General features: G+C 61.0%; 13 protein-coding genes. 9 read left to right on the forward strand and 4 right to left on the reverse strand.

All coding sequences use genetic code 11. From position 1 onward, the window contains the following. Positions 1-3: 3 nt before the first annotated feature. The 4 genes from KVG91_RS25245 to KVG91_RS25260 all read left to right on the forward strand — a co-directional run bounded on the left by KVG91_RS25245 (position 4) and on the right by KVG91_RS25260 (position 5,599). Positions 4-3,096 (forward strand): efflux RND transporter permease subunit, encoded by a 3,093-nt coding sequence (locus tag KVG91_RS25245; RefSeq protein WP_169375770.1) that lies wholly within the window; start codon positions 4-6, stop codon positions 3,094-3,096. A gap of 306 nt (positions 3,097-3,402) precedes the next feature. Further along, on the forward strand, positions 3,403-4,044 hold the full coding sequence (locus KVG91_RS25250) for a DUF1345 domain-containing protein (RefSeq protein WP_169375769.1): 642 nt from the start codon (positions 3,403-3,405) through the stop codon (positions 4,042-4,044). 73 nt (positions 4,045-4,117) lie between these two features. After that, positions 4,118-4,957, forward strand: a complete 840-nt coding sequence (locus KVG91_RS25255; RefSeq protein ID WP_169375768.1) for an AraC family transcriptional regulator — start codon at positions 4,118-4,120, stop codon at positions 4,955-4,957. Positions 4,958-5,011: 54 nt separating this feature from the next. Further along, the gene (locus KVG91_RS25260; RefSeq protein ID WP_169375767.1) at positions 5,012-5,599 is read left to right on the forward strand and encodes a LysE family translocator; all 588 of its coding nucleotides are present in this window, start codon (positions 5,012-5,014) and stop codon (positions 5,597-5,599) included. Between the two features lie 53 nt (positions 5,600-5,652). Here the strand turns inward: KVG91_RS25260 and KVG91_RS25265 are convergent, their stop codons facing one another. The 3 genes from KVG91_RS25265 to KVG91_RS25275 all read right to left on the reverse strand — a co-directional run bounded on the left by KVG91_RS25265 (position 5,653) and on the right by KVG91_RS25275 (position 12,265). After that, a complete protein-coding gene (locus KVG91_RS25265; RefSeq protein WP_169375766.1) occupies positions 5,653-7,926 on the reverse strand; it encodes an autotransporter outer membrane beta-barrel domain-containing protein in 2,274 nt (757 codons plus the stop codon). 206 nt (positions 7,927-8,132) lie between these two features. Then, positions 8,133-10,151 (reverse strand): hypothetical protein, encoded by a 2,019-nt coding sequence (locus KVG91_RS25270; RefSeq protein WP_169375765.1) that lies wholly within the window; start codon positions 10,149-10,151, stop codon positions 8,133-8,135. A gap of 146 nt (positions 10,152-10,297) precedes the next feature. Further along, a complete protein-coding gene (locus tag KVG91_RS25275; RefSeq protein ID WP_169375764.1) occupies positions 10,298-12,265 on the reverse strand; it encodes a hypothetical protein in 1,968 nt (655 codons plus the stop codon). Positions 12,266-12,496: 231 nt separating this feature from the next. On the opposite strand from KVG91_RS25275, the gene KVG91_RS25280 reads away from it, so the two are divergent. The 5 genes from KVG91_RS25280 (at position 12,497) to KVG91_RS25300 (ending at position 17,677) form a co-directional block, all read left to right on the forward strand. Further along, the gene (locus KVG91_RS25280) at positions 12,497-13,561 is read left to right on the forward strand and encodes a LacI family DNA-binding transcriptional regulator (protein WP_169375763.1); all 1,065 of its coding nucleotides are present in this window, start codon (positions 12,497-12,499) and stop codon (positions 13,559-13,561) included. 87 nt (positions 13,562-13,648) lie between these two features. Then, positions 13,649-14,431 carry a sugar phosphate isomerase/epimerase family protein gene (locus tag KVG91_RS25285; RefSeq protein ID WP_169375762.1) on the forward strand — a complete coding sequence of 261 codons (783 nt, stop codon included), beginning with the start codon at positions 13,649-13,651 and terminating at the stop codon, positions 14,429-14,431. Further along, positions 14,424-15,365, forward strand: coding sequence for a sugar kinase (locus tag KVG91_RS25290; RefSeq protein WP_169375761.1), 942 nt, complete (start codon positions 14,424-14,426; stop codon positions 15,363-15,365). The genes KVG91_RS25285 and KVG91_RS25290 overlap by 8 nt, the downstream gene beginning before the upstream one ends. A 45-nt stretch (positions 15,366-15,410) precedes the next feature. Continuing rightward, the gene (locus tag KVG91_RS25295) at positions 15,411-16,703 is read left to right on the forward strand and encodes an MFS transporter (protein ID WP_169375760.1); all 1,293 of its coding nucleotides are present in this window, start codon (positions 15,411-15,413) and stop codon (positions 16,701-16,703) included. Continuing rightward, positions 16,700-17,677 carry a 2-hydroxyacid dehydrogenase gene (locus tag KVG91_RS25300; RefSeq protein ID WP_169375759.1) on the forward strand — a complete coding sequence of 326 codons (978 nt, stop codon included), beginning with the start codon at positions 16,700-16,702 and terminating at the stop codon, positions 17,675-17,677. Before KVG91_RS25295 ends, KVG91_RS25300 begins: the two co-directional genes overlap by 4 nt. 225 nt (positions 17,678-17,902) lie before the next feature. On the opposite strand, the gene KVG91_RS25305 is transcribed toward KVG91_RS25300, so the two are convergent. Then, entirely contained in the window at positions 17,903-19,528 is a 1,626-nt protein-coding gene (locus KVG91_RS25305) for a methyl-accepting chemotaxis protein (RefSeq protein ID WP_169375758.1), read from the reverse strand. Between the last annotated feature and the right edge of the window lie 8 nt (positions 19,529-19,536).

A 19,536-nucleotide genomic window follows, 5' to 3' on the forward strand; every position in this document is an offset into this window, starting at 1 on the left:
GTCATGCCGCAGTTTTTTATCGATCGCCCGATCTTCGCCTGGGTAGTGGCCCTGTTTATTCTGCTGGCCGGTGTCCTCGCGATCCCGCAACTGCCGGTAGCGCAGTACCCCAATGTCGCGCCACCGAAAGTCGAAATCTACGCGGTGTACCCCGGCGCGTCGGCCCAGACCCTGGACGAAAGCGTGGTGAGCCTGATCGAGCAGGAGCTCAACGGCGCCGATCACCTACTGTATTTCGAATCCCAGAGCAGCCTCGGTTCGGCCACCATCACCGCCACCTTCCAGCCGGGTACCAACCCGGAAATGGCCCAGGTGGATGTGCAGAACCGCCTCAAGGCAGTAGAGCCGCGCCTGCCGCAAGCCGTGACCCAGCAAGGCCTGCAGGTGGAAAAAGTCTCCGCCGGCTTCCTGCTGCTGGTGACCCTCACCTCCAGCGACGGCAAACTTGACGACGTGGCGCTCAGCGACTACCTGGCGCGCAACGTGATGAACGAACTCAAGCGCCTCGACGGCGTGGGCAAGGCGCAGCTGTACGGTGCCGAGCGCGCCATGCGCATCTGGATCGACCCACGCAAGCTGATCGGTTTCAACCTCACGCCGGCCGACGTCAACGCGGCGATCAGCGCACAGAACGCGCAGGTCTCCGCCGGCAGCCTCGGTGATCTGCCGGGGACGAACACCCAGGAAATCACCGCCGCGATCCTGGTCAAGGGCCAGCTTTCGACCCCGGCGGAGTTCGCCGACATCGTGCTCAAGGCCAACCCCGACGGTTCCACCGTTCGCGTCGGCGATGTGGCGCGGGTGGAAGTGGGCAGCCAGGAGTACCAATTCTCCACCCGCCTGAACGGCAAGCCTTCAACGGCGGTCAGCGTGCAATTGGCGCCCGGTGCCAACGCGCTGAATACCGCAACCCAAGTGCGGGCGAAGATGGATGAGCTGTCGCGCTACTTCCCTGCCAATGTGGAATACAAGATCCCCTACGACACCTCACCGTTCGTCAAAGTCTCGATCACCAAGGTGGTCTACACCCTGCTCGAAGCCATGGCGCTGGTGTTCGCGGTGATGTTCCTGTTCCTGCAGAACGTGCGCTACACCTTGATCCCGACGCTGGTGGTACCCATTGCATTGATGGGCACCTTTGCGACCATGTTGCTGCTGGGGTTCTCGATCAACGTGCTGACCATGTTCGGCATGGTGCTGGCCATCGGCATCCTGGTGGACGATGCGATTGTGGTGGTGGAGAACGTCGAGCGCATCATGGCCACCGAGGGCCTGTCGCCCAAAGAGGCGACGAAAAAAGCCATGGGCCAGATCACCGGCGCCATCGTCGGTATCACCCTGGTGCTGGTGGCGGTGTTCCTGCCGATGGCGTTCATGCCGGGTTCCGTGGGGGTGATCTACCAGCAGTTCTCGCTGTCGATGGCCACCTCGATTCTGTTCTCGGCATTCCTGGCCCTGACCTTGACCCCGGCCCTGTGCGCCACCTTGCTCAAGCCGATCGCCCAGGGCGAGCACCATGCCAAGGGCGGTTTCTTCGGCTGGTTCAACAAACGCTTTGACAGCCTCACCGAGCGTTATGAAGGCTGGGTAGCCTACGCCCTCAAGCGCAGCGGCCGTTACCTGCTGATCTACCTGGTGTTGCTGGTGGGCCTGGGGTGGATGTTCAGCCGCCTGCCCTCCTCGTTCCTGCCGGTGGAAGACCAGGGCTACACCATCACCGACATCCAGTTGCCGCCCGGTGCCAGCAAGAACCGTACGGTGCAGGTGGCCGAGCAGATCGAGGCGCATAACGCCGGGGAGCCGGGTGTGGGTGACACCACCATGATCATGGGCTTCAGTTTCTCCGGCGCCGGGCAGAACGCGGCGCTGGCGTTTACCACGCTCAAGGATTGGTCCGAGCGCAGCAGCGACGACTCCGCCGCCTCGATTGCCGACCGCGCCAACATGGCCTTCAGCGAGCTCAAGGACGCAATTGCCTATGCGGTCCTGCCGCCGCCGGTGGACGGCCTGGGCACCTCCAGCGGGTTCGAGTTCCGCTTGCAGGACCGCGGCGGCGTCGGCCATGCCGGGTTGATGGCTGCGCGCACCGAATTGCTGGACGCGGCGGCGAAAAGCCCGATCCTGGCCAATGTGCGCGAAAGTGCCTTGGCCGAAGCGCCGCAAGTGCAGCTGGAAGTCGACCGCAAGCAGGCCAACGCCCTGGGCGTTTCGTTTGCCGACGTCGGCAATGTGCTGTCCTCGGCAATTGGTTCGGCGTATATCAATGACTTCCCCAACCAGGGCCGCATGCAGCGGGTGGTGGTACAGGCCGAAGGCGACCAGCGCAGCCAGGTGGCGGACTTGATGAAGATCAACGTGCGCAACAAGGAAGGCAAGATGGTGCCGCTCTCGTCGTTCGTCGAGGCCAGGTGGACCCAGGGCCCGACGCAGTTAACGCGCTACAACGGCTACCCGGCCATTGCGATTTCCGGCGAAGCGGCGCCGGGCCACAGCACCGGTGAAGCGATGGACGAAATCCAGCGCCTGGTCAACCAACTGCCGGCGGGCCTGGGCCAGGAATGGACCGGTTTGTCATTGCAGGAACGTTTGTCGGGCTCCCAGGCGCCGATACTGCTGGGCCTATCGTTGCTGATCGTGTTCCTGTGCCTGGCCGCGCTGTATGAAAGCTGGTCGATCCCGACCTCGGTGTTGCTGGTGGTGCCCTTGGGTGTGCTGGGTGCGGTCCTGGCCGTGTCCTTGCGCGGCATGCCCAACGATGTGTTCTTCAAGGTCGGCTTGATCACCATCATCGGCCTGTCGGCGAAAAACGCGATCCTGATCATCGAGTTCGCCAAGGACCTGTATGACCAGGGTGAAGACCTGATCACCGCGACCTTGAAAGCCGCGCGGTTGCGCTTGAGGCCGATCATCATGACCTCGCTGGCGTTCATCCTCGGCGTAGTGCCGCTGGCGATCGCCACCGGCGCCAGTTCGGCCAGCCAGCAGGCGATTGGTACCGGGGTGATTGGCGGGATGATCACCGCGACATTGGCGGTAGTGTTTGTGCCGGTGTTTTTTGTGGTGGTGATGAAGCGGGTGAAGAAAAACCCGCGCTAGCCCAGCCTGAACCGTTCCCTGTGGGAGCCGGCTTGCCTGCGATGTCCATCGGTATCTAAACAGCCTGTAGTGAGCGGGCTTGCCCCGCGCCGGGTGGCGAAGCCGCCCTAATACAGTCACCGCCGAGTTACAGGTAACACCGCATCGCCTGGTTTGGGGCGGCTTCGCCACCCAGCGCGGGGCAAGCCCGCTCACTACAACGGCTTGGTGCCTGAAGCCATCACAGGCAAGCCAGCTCCCACAGGGGTTATTTGTTGGGCTGGCGATCAGGTACAGTCTGCTTACCCCTGCCAGCCGTGAGCCCCCATGCCCTTCCTCGCCCGCACCCACCCTCGCCTTACCGCCGCCGCCGTGCTCGGCATTGTCGTGGGCCTCCTCACACCGGCCGATACGCTGGCCAGCAAAATCCTCATCGGCTGGAACGCCGGGGTCTGGACCTATCTGGTACTGATGCTGTGGCTGACGCGCCGTGCCAAGGCCGACGACGTGAAGCGCATCGCCGAGATCGAGGATGAAAACGCCGGGCTGGTGCTGTTTACGGTGTGCATCGCAGCCATCGCCAGCCTGGCGACCATCACCTTCGAACTGGTGGGCAGCAAGGATCTGGCCGCCTCCGAACGTTTGCTGCACTACGCTTTTACCGGGCTGACGGTGATCGGTTCGTGGTTGCTGATCGGAGTGATCTTCAGCGTGCATTACGCGCGCCTGTATTACACCTGGGACGGCAAGGAACCGGCCCTTCGCTTTGCCGAAGGGTTGTTGACCCCCAATTATTGGGACTTCCTGTACTTCTCCTTTACCATCGGCGTGGCGGTGCAGACGTCCGATGTGGGCGTCGCCACCCGGGGCATGCGCAAGGTGGTACTGGGGCAGTCGCTGATCGGCTTTCTGTTCAATACGGCGATCCTCGGGTTCTCGATCAATATCGCCGCCGGGCTGTTCGGCTGACGTTGCACAAACCTTCTAGACGCCCTTCGATGGCTGGGCGCCAATAGCCTCACGAATTCCGCCTCGGTGCTTTATGGCTGCGCACAACTGGATCGACCTGTCCCAGGACGCCGACACCGGTATCGAGACTCTGCGCGCGCATTTCGAAGGCCACGCCTACGATCCGCACTGGCACGACAGTTACCTGATCGGCGTCACCGAGCAAGGCGTGCAGCAATTCAACTGCCGCCGCACCCGCCATAACAGCGTGCCCGGCCAGGTGTTCCTGGTGGAGCCCGGCGAGTTGCACGACGGCGATGCACCCACCGCAGACGGCTTCACCTATCACATGCTCTACCTCGACCCGCACTGGCTGGCGCGCGAAGTGAGCGCCGTGTTCGAAGAAGCACCGCAGGGTAGCCAGTTGAGTTTTGCCAGCACCTTGACCCGCGATCCGCGCCTGGCCCTGGCCACCAGCCAGGCTTTCCAGACCTTGCACAGCGGGGAACTGCGCATCGTGCGGCAACGCGCCGTGGACCAATTGCTGGAGCGCCTCACCGGCCACCTCTACTGGCGCACCCGCTACCACGAAGACCCGCGATTGCCGCGAGTGGCGCACAAGGCCCGGGAATACCTGCATGCCCACCTGCACGCCGATGTCGGCATGGACGAACTGGCCCTGGCCTGCGGGGTCGACCGCTTCCGCCTGAGTCGCGCCTTCAAGAGCGCGTTCGGCCTGCCGCCCCACGCCTACCTGGTGCAATTGCGCCTGGCCCGCGCCCGGTACTTGCTAGCCAAAGGTGAACAACCTGCGGATGTGGCGATTGCCCTGGGCTTTGCCGACCAGAGCCACCTGGGCCGCTGGTTCGTACGCGCCTACGGCCTCACGCCCGCCGCCTACCGCAAGCGCTGCTCAAATCTTCCAGACAGGTGACGCCCAGGCTTGTGAAGATCGACGCCATCGTTTGGATCTTCGGAGTCACCTGTCATGTTGCCGTTCATCGTGTTTGCCTTTGTCGCCTCCATCACCCCCGGGCCCACCAATATTCTGGTGCTGAGCAACAGCGCACGGTATGGCTTCAAAGCCGCGCTGCCGATCATCCTCGGGGCATGCTTGGGTGCAGCAGGGATTGTGCTTGCGGTGGGTTCGGGTGTCGGCCAGTCACTGGCGCAGTTGCCCAAGGTTCAGGTCGCGATGCAATGGGCCGGCGTGGCTTGGTTGAGTTACCTGGCGTGGCAGATTTTCCGCGCGCCGGCCCAAGTCCTGCCTGCGCAATCGACACAAAAACGGCCGGGCTTGATCGGCGGCGCCGGCCTGCAACTGGTGAACCCCAAAACCTGGATGATGGCGCTCGCAGTGGTCAGCGTGTTTGCGGATAACGGAGCAGACCGCCAGAGCGAGGTGCTGAGCCTGTCCCTGGTGTTTTTCCTGATCTCTCTGCCGTGTCTCGGCGCCTGGGCTGTGCTGGGCGCAGGGTCGAGCCGGTTTCTGCGTTCACCCAGCGCCATGCAACGTTTCAACCGGTGCATGGCGCTGCTCCTGCTGGGCTCGACCTGGTTGGGCGTACTGATCTGAACGCAAAAAAGGGGGACGCCGAAGCGTCCCCCCTGTTCAAGTGAGCAAGTGCCTTAGAAGTCGTAACGTACGCCGAAGTTGACACCCCACGGCTGATCGATCTTCTTGCCCTGGCTGGTTTCAAAGTCGGCGTGCAACTTGACGTTCTCCGATACCGACATCGCGACACCGGCCGCCAGCTCGATGCGCGAGCCCGACAGGTCATTGTTGAAGCTCTGGTCGTTGACGAACACCTTGTTGCTCTGGTCGAACTCATGGGCCACTGCAGTACGCAAGTAAGGTTGCAATACACCGCCGCTTTCCAACTGGATGTTCTTGCCAACGGTCACGCCGAGCTTGCCTACCACGGAGCTGGAACGATCACCCTTGGCCTGCAGGCCATTGGACAACTCGTAGCTTTGCGCCTGGGTAATGGTTGCCGACAACTGCCCATACGGTTCGACGAAGAAATCATTGTCCAGCTTGATATGGCGACCGAACTCCGCCGATGCGCCCACGGCATTTTGCGAGTAGTTACCCTTGGCTTTCTTGCCGTCGCTCATAGTGACGTCGTTTTCAGTGTGCAAGCGGTTGAGCTTGACCACGCCGTCGAAGTACAGACCGCTTTCGGCGTCCAGCCAAGTGGCATAACCGCCCAGGTAGTAACTCTTGACCTCACCGCTGCTGCCACGCGTCAGGCTCAGGTCCGAGGTGCTGTGACCGGCCATCACGCCTGCCAGCCACTGGCCGTCGCCACCGGACAAGGGTGCATCGGCACCGATAGTGAAGCCCTTCTGGGTTTGCGCGTAACCTGCGCCGTTCTTGTTGGCGGCCACGTCGAACTTGTTGCCGTAACTGCGCATCCACAAGCCGTTGCTCGCACCTTCACTGAAGCGCAGTTCACCCATGCGCGTGCGCAGGATGCTCATCTCGCCGTACAGCACAGTCGGCGCGCTGTTGAACAACGCCAGTATCGAGTGGGCGCCGGTACTGGTGCCACGGCGCGTCGGGTCGAGCAGCCAGTCGGTGCCGTCCTTCTGCAAACCATAGGCATAGGCACCGATGTCAACGGTGTCGCCTACCAGGGAAAAGTGCGCATCGCCGCCTTCGGTATGCACGACCTTGATCGGTGCGCCGCTGGCCAGTTCCGAGCCGGTGGCAGCCAGCAACAGGCTGTGGTTGCCTTCGGCGCGACCTTCCACATTGAGGAAGTCGGTCTCGTGGGTCGAGAAGTCGGTGTGCATGACGAACGTACCGTTGCCTTCCAGGCTCTTCACGTCCAACTGGTAGAACTCATCCGCACCACCGAAATGCACGGCGCCGCCGCCCATTTTCAAGGCCGTGACATTGCTGTCGCCCACCAGGACCCAACGGGAAGCATCGTTGACGCTCAACTCGGCCACGTTTTTCAACTGACCGGTCAGCGAGGCGCGGTTGTTGAGTTGCAGTTTGGCGGTGCTGCCCTCCTCGACGACGACATCGCCGATCAAATCACTGTGGTCGACGTTCATGTTGGCGGTCGAGCCGCCGGTGACTTCCAGGATATTGCCGTTGCCGCCGGTCAGGGTCGAGCCATTGCGTACCTGAATATCAGCCACGGTGCTGCCATACGCATCGCCCTCAACCAACAGCGCCGCGCCGTTGCGTCCTTCAACACTGGTATGGTCCAGAACCAGGGTGCTGGTGTTGAGGTCTGCACTTTCATAGCTCAGCCGTACGCCGTTTTCACCGCCGCTGATATGGCTGTCGGTGGCATTCGCGGTGGCGCCCCACAGCAGGATGCCTTCGCTGGTATCGCCCGTACCGATGACCTCGGAACCGGTAAAGTTCAACTCGCTGAACGCGGTGGCGAACGCGCCACGGGTAGCGCCATTGATCACACTGTTGAAGACGTTAACGGTGGAGCCCTCGTCCGTGAGGAAGTTACGCGCGGCGGAAAGACCGATTCCGCTGGCATGCGTGATGCTACTGCCATGGATAGTCGCTTGACTGCCCTGCAGGTTGATGGCGGATGCGGCCGAACTCCTTGCCACGACGGTGGTACCGGTCAGGGAAATTTGGGAGCCATTGGATGCATGAATATCCTGAGCCGTGGTCCCGGCGTTCAGTGTCATCTTGCCCGCGGTCACCCGGGATTGTTTCAATGTGGCGCCATTGGAGGTCAGATGGGCATTCTTTCCGATCACCCAATCATCGACGCGATGGTCCTGTTCAATGGTGCGTTCCATGCCAGGGTGCAGCTCGGAGCGAGCTTCCACCACGGCGGCAGCCAGCATAAAAAAACTGACGGCAGGTACCTGCAGTGCAAGCGCCAATGGATGTTTTTTGAAACGTGCGTTGATACTCATTGTGTAAATACCCGTAAATAAACTTCCCAGAGGAACGAATTGACCGGCACCCAACGAGATGGGACCAAGCCTCGACGGGCCGCAGATTAGGGATGGGAGGCGTACGGGTATGTAGGATTTATCTGGACGTGAGAGTGAACGGGAAAATCGGTCAAAAAAAAGAGGAGCCTCTGGCTCCTCGTCTCAAACGACCTCAAGGGCTGCTATCAAGGCCATGGCACGTTATCGCAATAGACCGGGCCTGCCGCGACGACACGTACCAAGAAGAGGGCTTCGGCCGAGGTCACGGGTAAAGTGCCGATATTCGGCACCGTATAGGAGATAATCACCGAACCTCTTGCGTTGTCGGCCGCATTGATCGGAGAAACGTAGGTGTGGAAAGGTCCCACGGGCACCGTAAACCCGAGTAACGCCTCTGTGGACGAAATGGGTCCGTAGGGAAATGTTCCCGAGGCCGCCGGGAGGGGGCCGGTACCATCATCATTGCTGCGGGCGTTCCAGTTCACCACGATGATCATGCCCGGCGCCAACAAGGTATTGGGTGGGACCGAGACTCGTGCCACTCTTTGCGGTGCCGGCACCGCACCACAGCGAATCTCTCCCGGCAGCGGCGATGTTCCAGGCACCTCGGGCAATGCGCCCACGACGCTGGGTTTCAGGAAGGAAATGACATTGGCATTGACGTTGATGTCCTGGGTCAGTGATCTGCCGCGGTTTGCTGTACCGACAATTTCGATTTCATAGTACAACGGAATAAGGTTGTTGGCGTGGCGTTGAATATAGAGCCAGGCGACCTTCATGGCGATTATGTCCCCGGGCAGGGCAGTCGCGGCCACCACAGGCTTGCTGTCCACCAGATCGCCCATGTAGAGCAGGTGGATTTTGAAATCTCTGGACGAAGGCAGCGGCGCGCCACTCCACAACGTCACCGCTACGTCAGCATCCAGCCCAACATCGTCTTCATCAAGTTCATTGACCTTGCCCGAGCCGGCCCCGGTGAGCACAGGGCGCGGCAGATTGCTGTTGACCGGGTCGGGTTCCTCAGGATAGTCCGGCCCGCCCTTGCTTAAATCATAGTCGATGTTCGTGGCGGTGGGCACCACATGAGGCACACCGTGACGGATCACCGAGTAAATCAAACGCAGATTTATAGGGCCGATGCTGGTCGCGTACAGCGCCTTGAGAACCGCATACGGAATATGAAAATTATAAGGGAACGGCGATCCACCCAGAGGATACGGCCCAATATCGCGCGTGCCATGAGTGGTGGTCAGGCCCACCAAAATTTGATCCGTTGAGTAATCCGCGACGTAGGCGGGAATAATCACAAACGCACCGTTCGATCTACCCGCCTCTTCATAATCAAGCAGCCGGTCCCCCGCGCCGGCCGGCGTCACGGCATCCTTGACGCCTGCGGCGGCCAGCGTTGGAGGGGGCTCAAGGGCTACAGAGATGGATAATTCGAATGACAGATCACTGACGTTTCCGGCGACGTCCCCAAGGCGGTACGCGAGCTGTTTCGCACCATCAGCCTCCTCGGCCAAGGCGCGGGAATACCGCACGACCTCATCAGGGAACACCGGGCCTTCCGCGATAGGCACGTTGGATCCGCGCTCGAACAAGTACCAGAGGTCGCCTATGTCAGCCCCTTCTGCTACGTAATCAGGTATTCCAAACGGAACGCCCCCCTCAGCATCGAAGCTAGCCAGGAAAGTTTCCGTGATGCGACCCGGCCAACCCGTCGGCAGCGTCAACGCTCGCGGCACGTAACTGACGCTCTCGAAAGGGGCAGAACGGTCAATGTTTAAATCCGCCATTGTGGAGCCGGATTCATTACCTCCGGGGCCTCCCGACGTAATCTTGCAAGAGACCGTGTGGTGCCCCTCCGTCAGGAGCCTTCGCGGGATTCGGACAGGGTGCGTCGCCGGAATGGCACCGACCGGAAAAAAAACGGGCTCACTGAAAAAATGTCCGCCTTCGAAGTTACCAGGGTCGTCGAGATAAACGTCCAGGACATCCGGCCTTAACGGATTCGTCGGGGCTGGGACCCAAGTAGTGGTGGGAATAAGAACATCCAGAAACGCTTGGTCCGCTTTATCACGGTATATAAGCCCCCCATACTTGATGGGATCGACCAGACCATCTATCAATGGCGGATCCAACGAGATCGGTATTGGATCGGCACTTGGAGCATTCTTGAGCAACCTTCTATTTCTACGCTTCATTTATTTCACCCATGATTTAACTTCGACATTCGTTAACTTCATGAGCGCACCGCGCCTGAGAAGTAAACGTTCTCTTTTGTTTCGACTGAACACAAGCTCTGTCGCCACTGCACAACAACCTGTCGCCACACCCACACTTAAACGACTCAACTACCATCACAAAATCCGGTATCTCCCGGCATACAAACTGTTCCGGATCCCGCGAAAACCCGATCAATTCTGACCACCTTCCGGGTGGATGCGCCTATCGCACCCCCACCGCGGAGCAGGCGATAACGCCCCTCCGCAGACATGTATCTACGCATCGGTTCAATTTTCGACCAAGGCAAAACAGTCACAAATATACCGGCCGCCACATCGTTCGCAGTACTTAGCGCAATAGTCGTCACAAAGTCCGTTCCGGAAATTGGAACACCGCTGCCATTGTTCGTGGTATAGCCACACCAACTGAATTCAATATTGTCATTCAACTGGAGGGCAGGATCAGGCGGCACGTGCCATATCACGCCGTCGCAAAGTGCGGGGCGGGAGTCACACGTCAGGTATTGGGCGCCACCGTGCAAACTGTGTTGAATGATCGGTGGCTTCAGGATAACCAAGGGATCTATATGAACATTCACCAGCGTTGTGGGTGAATCTTGTTCATTGACACCATTGGTGGTCACGTAAAAAACCGGAAGTTGTGGGTGATTGCCGCCTGTTCTAATCGCAGTGCCTGATACATCAGGCAAGAATCTGAAAGGCTGGTTGAATACATCGCCCGGCTGGACGTCATAGTGCGCTACGGGCCCCACATTCGGCCAATGAAGTGTCAAACGCTCGCCGGCGACGGGAGCGACATACAGTATGCCCCACACCTGCGCGCCCAACACCTCGTCCCGATTATCAAGTTCATTATGCAATCCCGAGCCCAGGCCAAAGACATCTACCCGTGCCAGAGTCGCGTTAAGCCTGGCGGGTGCGTTGGCATGGTCGTGCCCGGCGATGGTCAAATCCACCCAAAAAAAATCCGATGGAGATGAGACTGGAGTGATGCCAGAGCGATGTATCTCGTAACTCACTTTAACCTGTTCGCGAATCAGCGTGCCCGGAGGGCGCAAAATGCTCCACAGTATATCGACCCAATGGGGAAAGGCGGTGATCGGTTGCGGCGGCAGCACCGGTCGGCCGTCCCAAATCAATACCACGCTGTCTCCAGGCGCATAATTATCGTATGGAGTCGGGATACCGGCAGCGACCGTCGCCCGCGCATCTTCGCGGACAAGCAAAAAATCGTCATAGGCGGAAGGGCGAACCCGGGGGCGCGGCAGGTTGGCGGGAAGGGCCATCAGCTTGACCTGAAACGTCAGCGGGGCGCTAAATCCGCTGGGGTTGCCGCCGCGATCATAATGTCGAAACTGCAAATGGTTTGTACCGTTTCTCAGCGTGCGAAAAACATCTGCAGGAATGCGCAAGACCATCGGCACACCAGTGAAGACAAACTCCTGACGGCCTTTCTGGATCGACGGGACAGGAGGCACGTTGTGGTCCAGGTAATATCCTATCTGGTGCCGTCCTTCCCTGACGACAGGGTCGGGAACAAGAACTTCTATGAACGGGTTATCAGCCAATACCTGCTCAGTGATGCCCGTCAATGCAATATTCGGATCAACAAATCGTGCAGGTTCATCAGGGTCGGCGTACCTCGGCGGGTCGTTATCCACCCTCAGCGACACAGGATTTGATGGGGTGACAAAGCCAGTCTCATCTCTGATGAGAAAGTAAAGCCCAATGATCGCGTCGACTTCCCGCATGAAATCCGCGGGCACATGCAACGCGAAGGGAAAGTCAGCAGGATTCAGCGGGCCGGTAAAGCGATGGTAATCGGCCCGCACGTCGTTCCCCTGTATACGCCACCAGAGTTCGAGGTCTTCGAACCTGCCAAATGATGGGCCCGGTATCCATCGAGGAATCAGGCATCGCAGAGGTGAAAGTGAGACCGCCAGGGGAATCAATCCCTCAGTGTCAGTGGGGTCCACCCCGACGATCTCGTGAAAATCGCCATGCATCAGAACTCCATCAGGTGCACCCAGGAAAACCGTCTGATGAGAGGCAATCGGCTCTGAATCGGGCATTTTTCGAACTCCTTCCTTCCAAGACGGGTGCGCTCATTAAACACCCGCCTACAGGCTGCCGAAACTGTCAGAACTAACAGGTAACCCCTACCACTTGTCGTTTTAAAGAAGCGAATCCCCCCTTGCTTAACTCAGCGCGAGCTTGACGATTGTTCTTACATGGTGTCTTCTGAAACCGGTTTCAGTTGACGTATGACTGTGGCTGCTCACTCCAATAAGAAAGGCTCTACCGTGACTTCATTTTCCGCCGCCCAGCGCAGCCGCGTGACCATGCTTGACGTAGCCGAACGCGCTGGCGTGTCGAAGGCCAGCGTCTCGCGCTTCATCGGCGACGACCGCGCCCTGCTCTCCGATGCCATTGCCCTGCGCATCGAGCAAGCCATCGAGCAACTCGGCTATCGCCCGAACCAGATGGCCCGTGGCCTCAAACGCGGGCGCACCCGCCTGATCGGCATGCTGGTGGCCGACATCCGCAATCCTTATTCCATTGCCGTGATGCACGGCGTCGAAACCGCCTGCCGTCGGAACGGTTACAGCCTGGTGGTGTGCAACACCGACCGCGATGACGAGCAAGAGCGCCTGCATCTGGCGGCGCTGCGCTCGTACAACATCGAAGGGTTGATCGTGAACACCCTCGGCCATCACCTGGACCAATTGCTGGAACTGCAACGGGAAATGCCCCTGGTGCTGGTGGACCGCAAGGTCGAGCCGCTGCACAGCGACCTGGTTGGCTTGGACAACCCGGCGGCGGTGCGCATGGCGGTGGAACACCTGGAGCAACAGGGTTACCGCGATGTGCTGCTGGTGAGCGAAGCCACCGATGGCACCAGTTCGCGGCTGGAGCGCCTGGAGAGTTTCAAGGCCGAAATCGCCAGGCGTCCGACGTTGACCGGTGCGGTGCTTGAGCTGGATGACGCGTTGGAAAACCATCTGCAGAGGTTTCTTGCAAAACCTGGGCCCAAGGCACTGTTCTGTGCCAATGGCGTCGCCGCACTGGCCTGCACCCGTGCGTTGAAGAACCTGGGCTGCAACCTGTTCGATGATGTCGGCTTGATCGCCCTGGATGACCTGGAGTGGTACCCGCTGGTGGGCAGCGGCATCACCGCCCTCGCCCAGCCGACCGAGGCGATAGGCGCCACGGCGTTCGACTGCCTGCTCAAGCGCTTGCGCGGTGATACCGAGCCGACGCGTACCCTGGATTTCCTGCCCCAACTCATTATCCGAGGCTCCACCCAATCCCTTGTGGGAGCTGGCTTGCCTGCGATGGCGGTGCATCAGGTCAATCAAGGTACCTGACACACCGCTATCGCAGGCAAGCCAGCTCCCACAGTTTGTTCTTCGTTCTGCGTATAAAAATGAAACCGGTTTCAGAGGTAAATAACAATGCACAAACACCACGTCTCCATCAGTCTTTCCAGCTACGGCGCCGACCTGGTTCGCCGGCAGGGCCAGTTGAGTTTCGTCCAATTGCTCGCCAGCGCCGGTGCCCAACGCATCGAGTGGCGTGAGGAATTGCTGACCGTCGAGCAGCCCACCGAACTGGCCCAGGCAGCCGCCGAAAATGGCCTGGAATCGGTGTTCTCGTCACCCTTGGAACTGTGGGTCGCCGGCCGCGCCCAACCGAATGCCGAACTCGCCGCCACCCTGGACCGCGCCCAGGCCTTTGGCTCACGCTGGCTGAAAGTCTCCCTCGGATACTTCACCGACACCAACGACCTGCAAAGCCTGCACGCCCTGCTCGATCGCCACCCGGTCAAGCTGCTGGTGGAAAACGACCAGACCTTGCACGGCGGCCGCATTGAGCCGATGCAACGCTTCTTCAGCGAAGTCGAACGCCTGGGACTGCCGGTAAAGATGACCTTTGATATCGGCAACTGGCAGTGGCAAGACCAATCGGCCCTCACCGCCGCGCGCCTGCTGGGCCGGCATGTGGATTATCTGCACTGCAAGGCCGTGGCCCGTCGCGCCGATGGCAAGCTGGTCGCGCAGCCGCCCGGCGCCACCGACCTGCATCTGTGGGAACAACTGCTCAAGCTGATGACTCCAGGTATTACCCGGGCGGTGGAATTTCCGCTGCAAGGCGATGACTTAATCGACGTCACCGCCCGGCAAGTCACCGCCCTCGCCCTGCTGGGCCAACCCCGTGCGGAGAATGCGCATGTCTGAGATCGATATCCTGTCGTTTGGTGAAACCATGGCGATGTTCGTCGCCGAGCAGACCGGCGACCTGGCCCAGGTCGCCCAGTTTCACAAACGTATCGCGGGCGCCGACAGCAACGTCGCCATCGGCCTGTCGCGCCTGGGCTTCAACGTGGCCTGGCTGAGCCGGGTCGGCGATGATTCCCTGGGGCGATTTGTGGTCGACACCTTGACGAAGGAAGGCCTGGATTGCCGGCATGTGGCGGTCGATCCGCTGCATCCGACCGGCTTTCAACTCAAATCCCGCGAAGACGCGGGCGCTGATCCGCAGGTGGAGTACTTCCGCAAAGGTTCGGCGGCCAGCCATTTGTCGATCGCGGACATCAGCCCTGCCCTGCTGCAAGCCCGGCACCTGCATGCCACCGGTATTCCACCCGCCTTGTCCGACGCCACCCACGAGCTGTCCGTGGAGCTGATGACGCAAATGCGCAAGGCCGGGCGCAGCGTGTCGTTCGACCCCAACCTGCGCCCGTCGCTGTGGGCCAACCAGCAAACGATGATCCGCGAAATCAACGCCCTCGCCGCCAGGGCCGATTGGGTCCTGCCGGGCCTAAGCGAAGGCCGTCTGCTCACCGGTTTCGATGACCCGGCCGACATTGCCGCGTTCTACCTCGACCAGGGCGCCGAGGCCGTGGCGATCAAGCTCGGCCCCGACGGCGCCTATTACCGCACCCAGATGGACCAGGGCTTTGTCGCCGCCGTGCGCGTGGACACCGTGGTCGACACCGTCGGCGCCGGCGACGGTTTCGCCGTGGGCATGATCAGCGCGCTGCTGGAAAATCTCAGTTTTCCCGAGGCGGTACAGCGCGGCAACTGGATCGGCAGCCGCGCCGTGCAGAGCCGTGGCGACATGGAAGGCTTGCCCAGCCGTTCAGAGCTGCCCACCCGATCCGTCGCCTGACCCACACCCTGTTGCCACAACTACAACAAGCTCAGGAGCAACCCCATGGACACCGTGAAACTCGCCACCCGCCGTTGGTGGTACATCATGCCCATCGTTTTTATCACCTACAGCCTGGCGTACCTGGACCGCGCCAACTACGGCTTCGCCGCCGCCTCCGGGATGGCCGAAGACCTGATGATCACCCCCGGCATGTCGTCGTTGCTGGGGGCGCTGTTTTTCCTCGGGTACTTTTTCTTCCAGGTGCCGGGGGCGATCTACGCGCAAAAGCGCAGCGTCAAGAAGCTGATTTTCGTCAGCCTGATCCTCTGGGGCGGCCTGGCCACCCTGACCGGCGTGGTGTCCAACGCCTACATGCTGATCGTGATCCGCTTCATGCTCGGCGTGGTCGAAGCGGCGGTGATGCCGGCCATGCTGGTGTACCTGTGTCATTGGTTCACCCGTGCCGAACGCTCGCGCGCCAATACCTTCCTGATCCTCGGCAACCCGGTGACCATGCTGTGGATGTCGGTGGTGTCGGGCTACCTGGTGCAGCATTTCAGCTGGCGCTGGATGTTTATCATCGAAGGCTTGCCGGCGGTGTTCTGGGCCTTCATCTGGTGGAAGCTGGCCGATGAGCGTCCCAAGGATGCCAAGTGGCTGAGCGAGGCAGAGAAACAGGGCCTGGAAAGCGCCCTGGCCGCCGAGCAAGTCGGTATCAAGGCGGTGAAGAACTACGCCGAAGCTTTCCGCTCGCCCAAGGTGATCATCCTGGCGCTGCAGTTCTTCTGCTGGAGCATCGGCGTGTACGGTTTTGTCCTGTGGCTGCCGTCGATCCTCAAGGCGGGCTTGCAGATGGACATGGTCGAGGCCGGCTGGCTGTCGGCGCTGCCGTACCTGGCGGCGGTGATCGGCATGCTGGCGGTGAGCTGGGGGTCGGACAAGCTGCAAAAGCGTAAACGCTTTGTGTGGCCGCCGCTGCTGATCGCCTCGATTGCGTTCTACGCGTCCTACGTACTCGGTGCCGAGCACTTCTGGTGGTCCTACACCTTGCTGGTGATCGCCGGCGCCTGCATGTATGCGCCTTACGGGCCGTTTTTCGCCATCGTGCCGGAGATCCTGCCGGCCAACGTCGCCGGCGGTGCCATGGCGCTGATCAACAGCATGGGCGCCCTCGGATCGTTCGGCGGTTCGTACCTGGTGGGTTACCTCAATAGCAGCACCGGTTCGCCCGGCGCGTCGTACCTGCTGATGAGCGGTGCGTTGATGTTCGCGGTGGTGCTGACAATTTTCCTCAAGCCCGGCGCCAGTGACCGCGTGCGGGTGCCAACCCTGGAGTTGAAGGTAAAGACCTCATGAAAAAGTCTGTTGTGCTGTACAAGAAACTCTCCGCGCCGCTGATGGCCCGCCTGCATGAACAGGCCGAGGTCACACTGATTGAAGCCCTGGACGAGCCAGGCCTGGCCAAACTGCGCGACGCCCTGCCCGGCGCCCATGGCCTGCTCGGTGCCAGCCTGCGCCTGGATGCCGGTCTGCTGGACCTGGCACCGAAACTGGAGGCGGTGGCCAGCGTATCGGTAGGCGTCGACAACTACGACATCGACTACCTGACCGGGCGCGGCATCCTGCTCAGCAACACCCCGGATGTGCTCACCGAAACCACGGCCGACACCGGCTTTGCGCTGATCCTGGCGACCGCCCGGCGTGTGGTCGAGCTCGCCGACATGGTGCGCGCCGGCCAGTGGCACAAAAATATCGGCCCGGCGCACTTTGGCAGCGATGTCCACGGCAAGACCCTTGGCATCATCGGCATGGGCCGCATCGGCGAAGCCCTGGCCCAGCGTGGGCATTTTGGTTTCGGCATGCCGGTGATCTACCACAGCCATTCGCCCAAGCCACACGTGGAAGAACGCTTCGGCGCGCAGTACCGCAGCTTGAATGACCTGCTGCAACAGGCCGATTTTGTCTGCTTGACGCTGCCGCTCACCGCCGAGACAGAGAAGCTGATCGGCGCCGAACAGTTCGCACTGATGGGTCCGGAGACGATCTTCATCAATATTTCGCGGGGCAAGGTGGTGGATGAGGCGGCGCTGGTAGACGCGTTGCAACAACGCACCATTCGGGCGGCTGGGTTGGATGTGTTTGAGCGTGAGCCGCTGAGTCACGACTCACCGTTGCTGCGCTTGAACAATGTGGTGGCCACACCGCATATCGGCTCGGCGACCCATGAGACGCGCGAGGCAATGGCCGCGTGCGCGGTGGACAATCTGTTGGCGGCGTTGGCCGGGGAGAAACCAAAGAATCTGGTGAATGGGTCAGCCTGGAAACACTAATCCCTGACACACCACAAAACCAACTGTGTAGTGAGCGGGCTTGCCCCGCGCCGGGTGGCGAAGCCGCCCCAAACCGGGCGACCCCGTTTCATCCTGTACGTGAGCGGCGTCTTCATTGGGGCGGCTTCGCCACCCAGCGCGGGCGGTGCGACGATTCGACAAGCCCGCTCACTACAAATCGCTATCGCAGGCAAGCCAGCTCCCACCGTTGAATTGCCGCGCTCGTTAGATAACGAACCGCGCCACCATCCCATTCAAATCCACCGCCAGGCGCGACAGCTCATGGCTGGCCGCGCTGGTCTGGTTGGCACCCGCCGCCGACTGCGTGGCCAGATCGCGAATGTTCACCAGGTTGCGGTCCACTTCGCGGGACACCTGGGCCTGCTCTTCCGACGCGCTGGCGATCACCAGGTTGCGTTCGTTGATCAGGCTGATGGACTGGGTGATCTGCTCCAGTGCCACACCGGCGGCGCGGGCCATTTCCAGGGTGTTCTGGGTGCGCTGGTTGCTTTGCTGCATCGATTGCACGGCTTCACCGGTGCCGTTCTGGATACCGGCGACCATTTTCTCGATTTCCTGGGTGGACTGGGCTGTGCGGTGTGCCAATGCGCGCACTTCGTCCGCCACCACCGCAAAGCCGCGCCCGGCTTCACCGGCGCGGGCCGCTTCGATGGCAGCGTTGAGCGCCAGCAGGTTGGTCTGCTCGGCGATCGCGCGGATCACGTCGAGCACCTTGCCGATGTCACGCCCTTGAGTGGCCAGGCCTTCGATCATCACGGCGGTGTTCTGCACGTCCTGGGTCATGGTCTGGATGGCACCGACGGTATCCATCACGCGGTCGCGGCCTTCGCGAGCGGCCTGGTTCGACTGCCCGGACGCCTCGGAGGTGGACACCGCATTGCGCGCCACTTCTTCCACGGCCGCCGTCATCTCGTTGACCGCCGTGGCCGCCTGGTCGATTTCATTGTTCTGCTGCTGCAAGCCTTTGGAGGCTTCCTCGGTGACCGCGCTCAGTTCTTCGGCGGCGGAGGCAAGCTGCGTGGCCGAGCCCGCAATGTGCTGGATGGTCTGGCGCAGGTTGGTCTGCATGGCCGACAAGGCACTGATCAAGCGCGCCGGCTCATCCTTGCCGTCGTCCAAGATCGCGGTGGTCAGGTTGCCGCCGGCGATGCTTTCAGCCGCTTGCACGGCCTTGCGCAATGGCGTGACGATGCTGCGGGTCAGCAGCCAGGCCAGCAGAACCGTCAGCAACGCAGCGGCGATCGACACCACGATGACGCCGGTAATGGCGGCCTCGTAACTGTGTTCCGCCTGGGTATCGGCGGCCCTGGCGCCGGCGGCGTTGAGGGCGATCAGTTTGTTCAACTGCTCGCCCATCTGGTCGGTGCCTTCCTTGATGCGGCTGTTGATCAGGGCGCGCATGTCATCGACCTTGTCTTGCCTGGACAGGGCAATCATGTCGGCCTGGGCCTTGACGTAGTTGTCCAGGGTCGTCGCAAATGCCTTGTACAGCACCGCCTCCTCGGCGCCTGCCGGCAACGCGGCATAATGCCCCTGCGCCGCCCTGACTTTGTCGACCAGCACGCCGATGCGGGTTTCGGCTTCCTGCAGGGCCGCCGGTTCACGGTTGACCAGCACGCGAAAGGACAGGATGCGCATGCGCAACACGTTTTCCGTCATATGCCCCAGGTACGTCACGCTGGGCAACTGGTTGGTGCTCATGTCCAACGAAGCCTGGCGCATCAGGGTCATGCGGTTCACCGCAAATACGCCCAGGATGACCACCAGCACTGCGATGAAGGCAAACCCGAGGAAAGCGCGAGGGGCGATATTCAGATGACGGAGGGACATAAGGGGGG

Origin of the sequence: Pseudomonas azadiae (assembly GCF_019145355.1) — a bacterium.
In the GTDB taxonomy this organism is placed as follows: domain Bacteria; phylum Pseudomonadota; class Gammaproteobacteria; order Pseudomonadales; family Pseudomonadaceae; genus Aquipseudomonas; species Aquipseudomonas azadiae.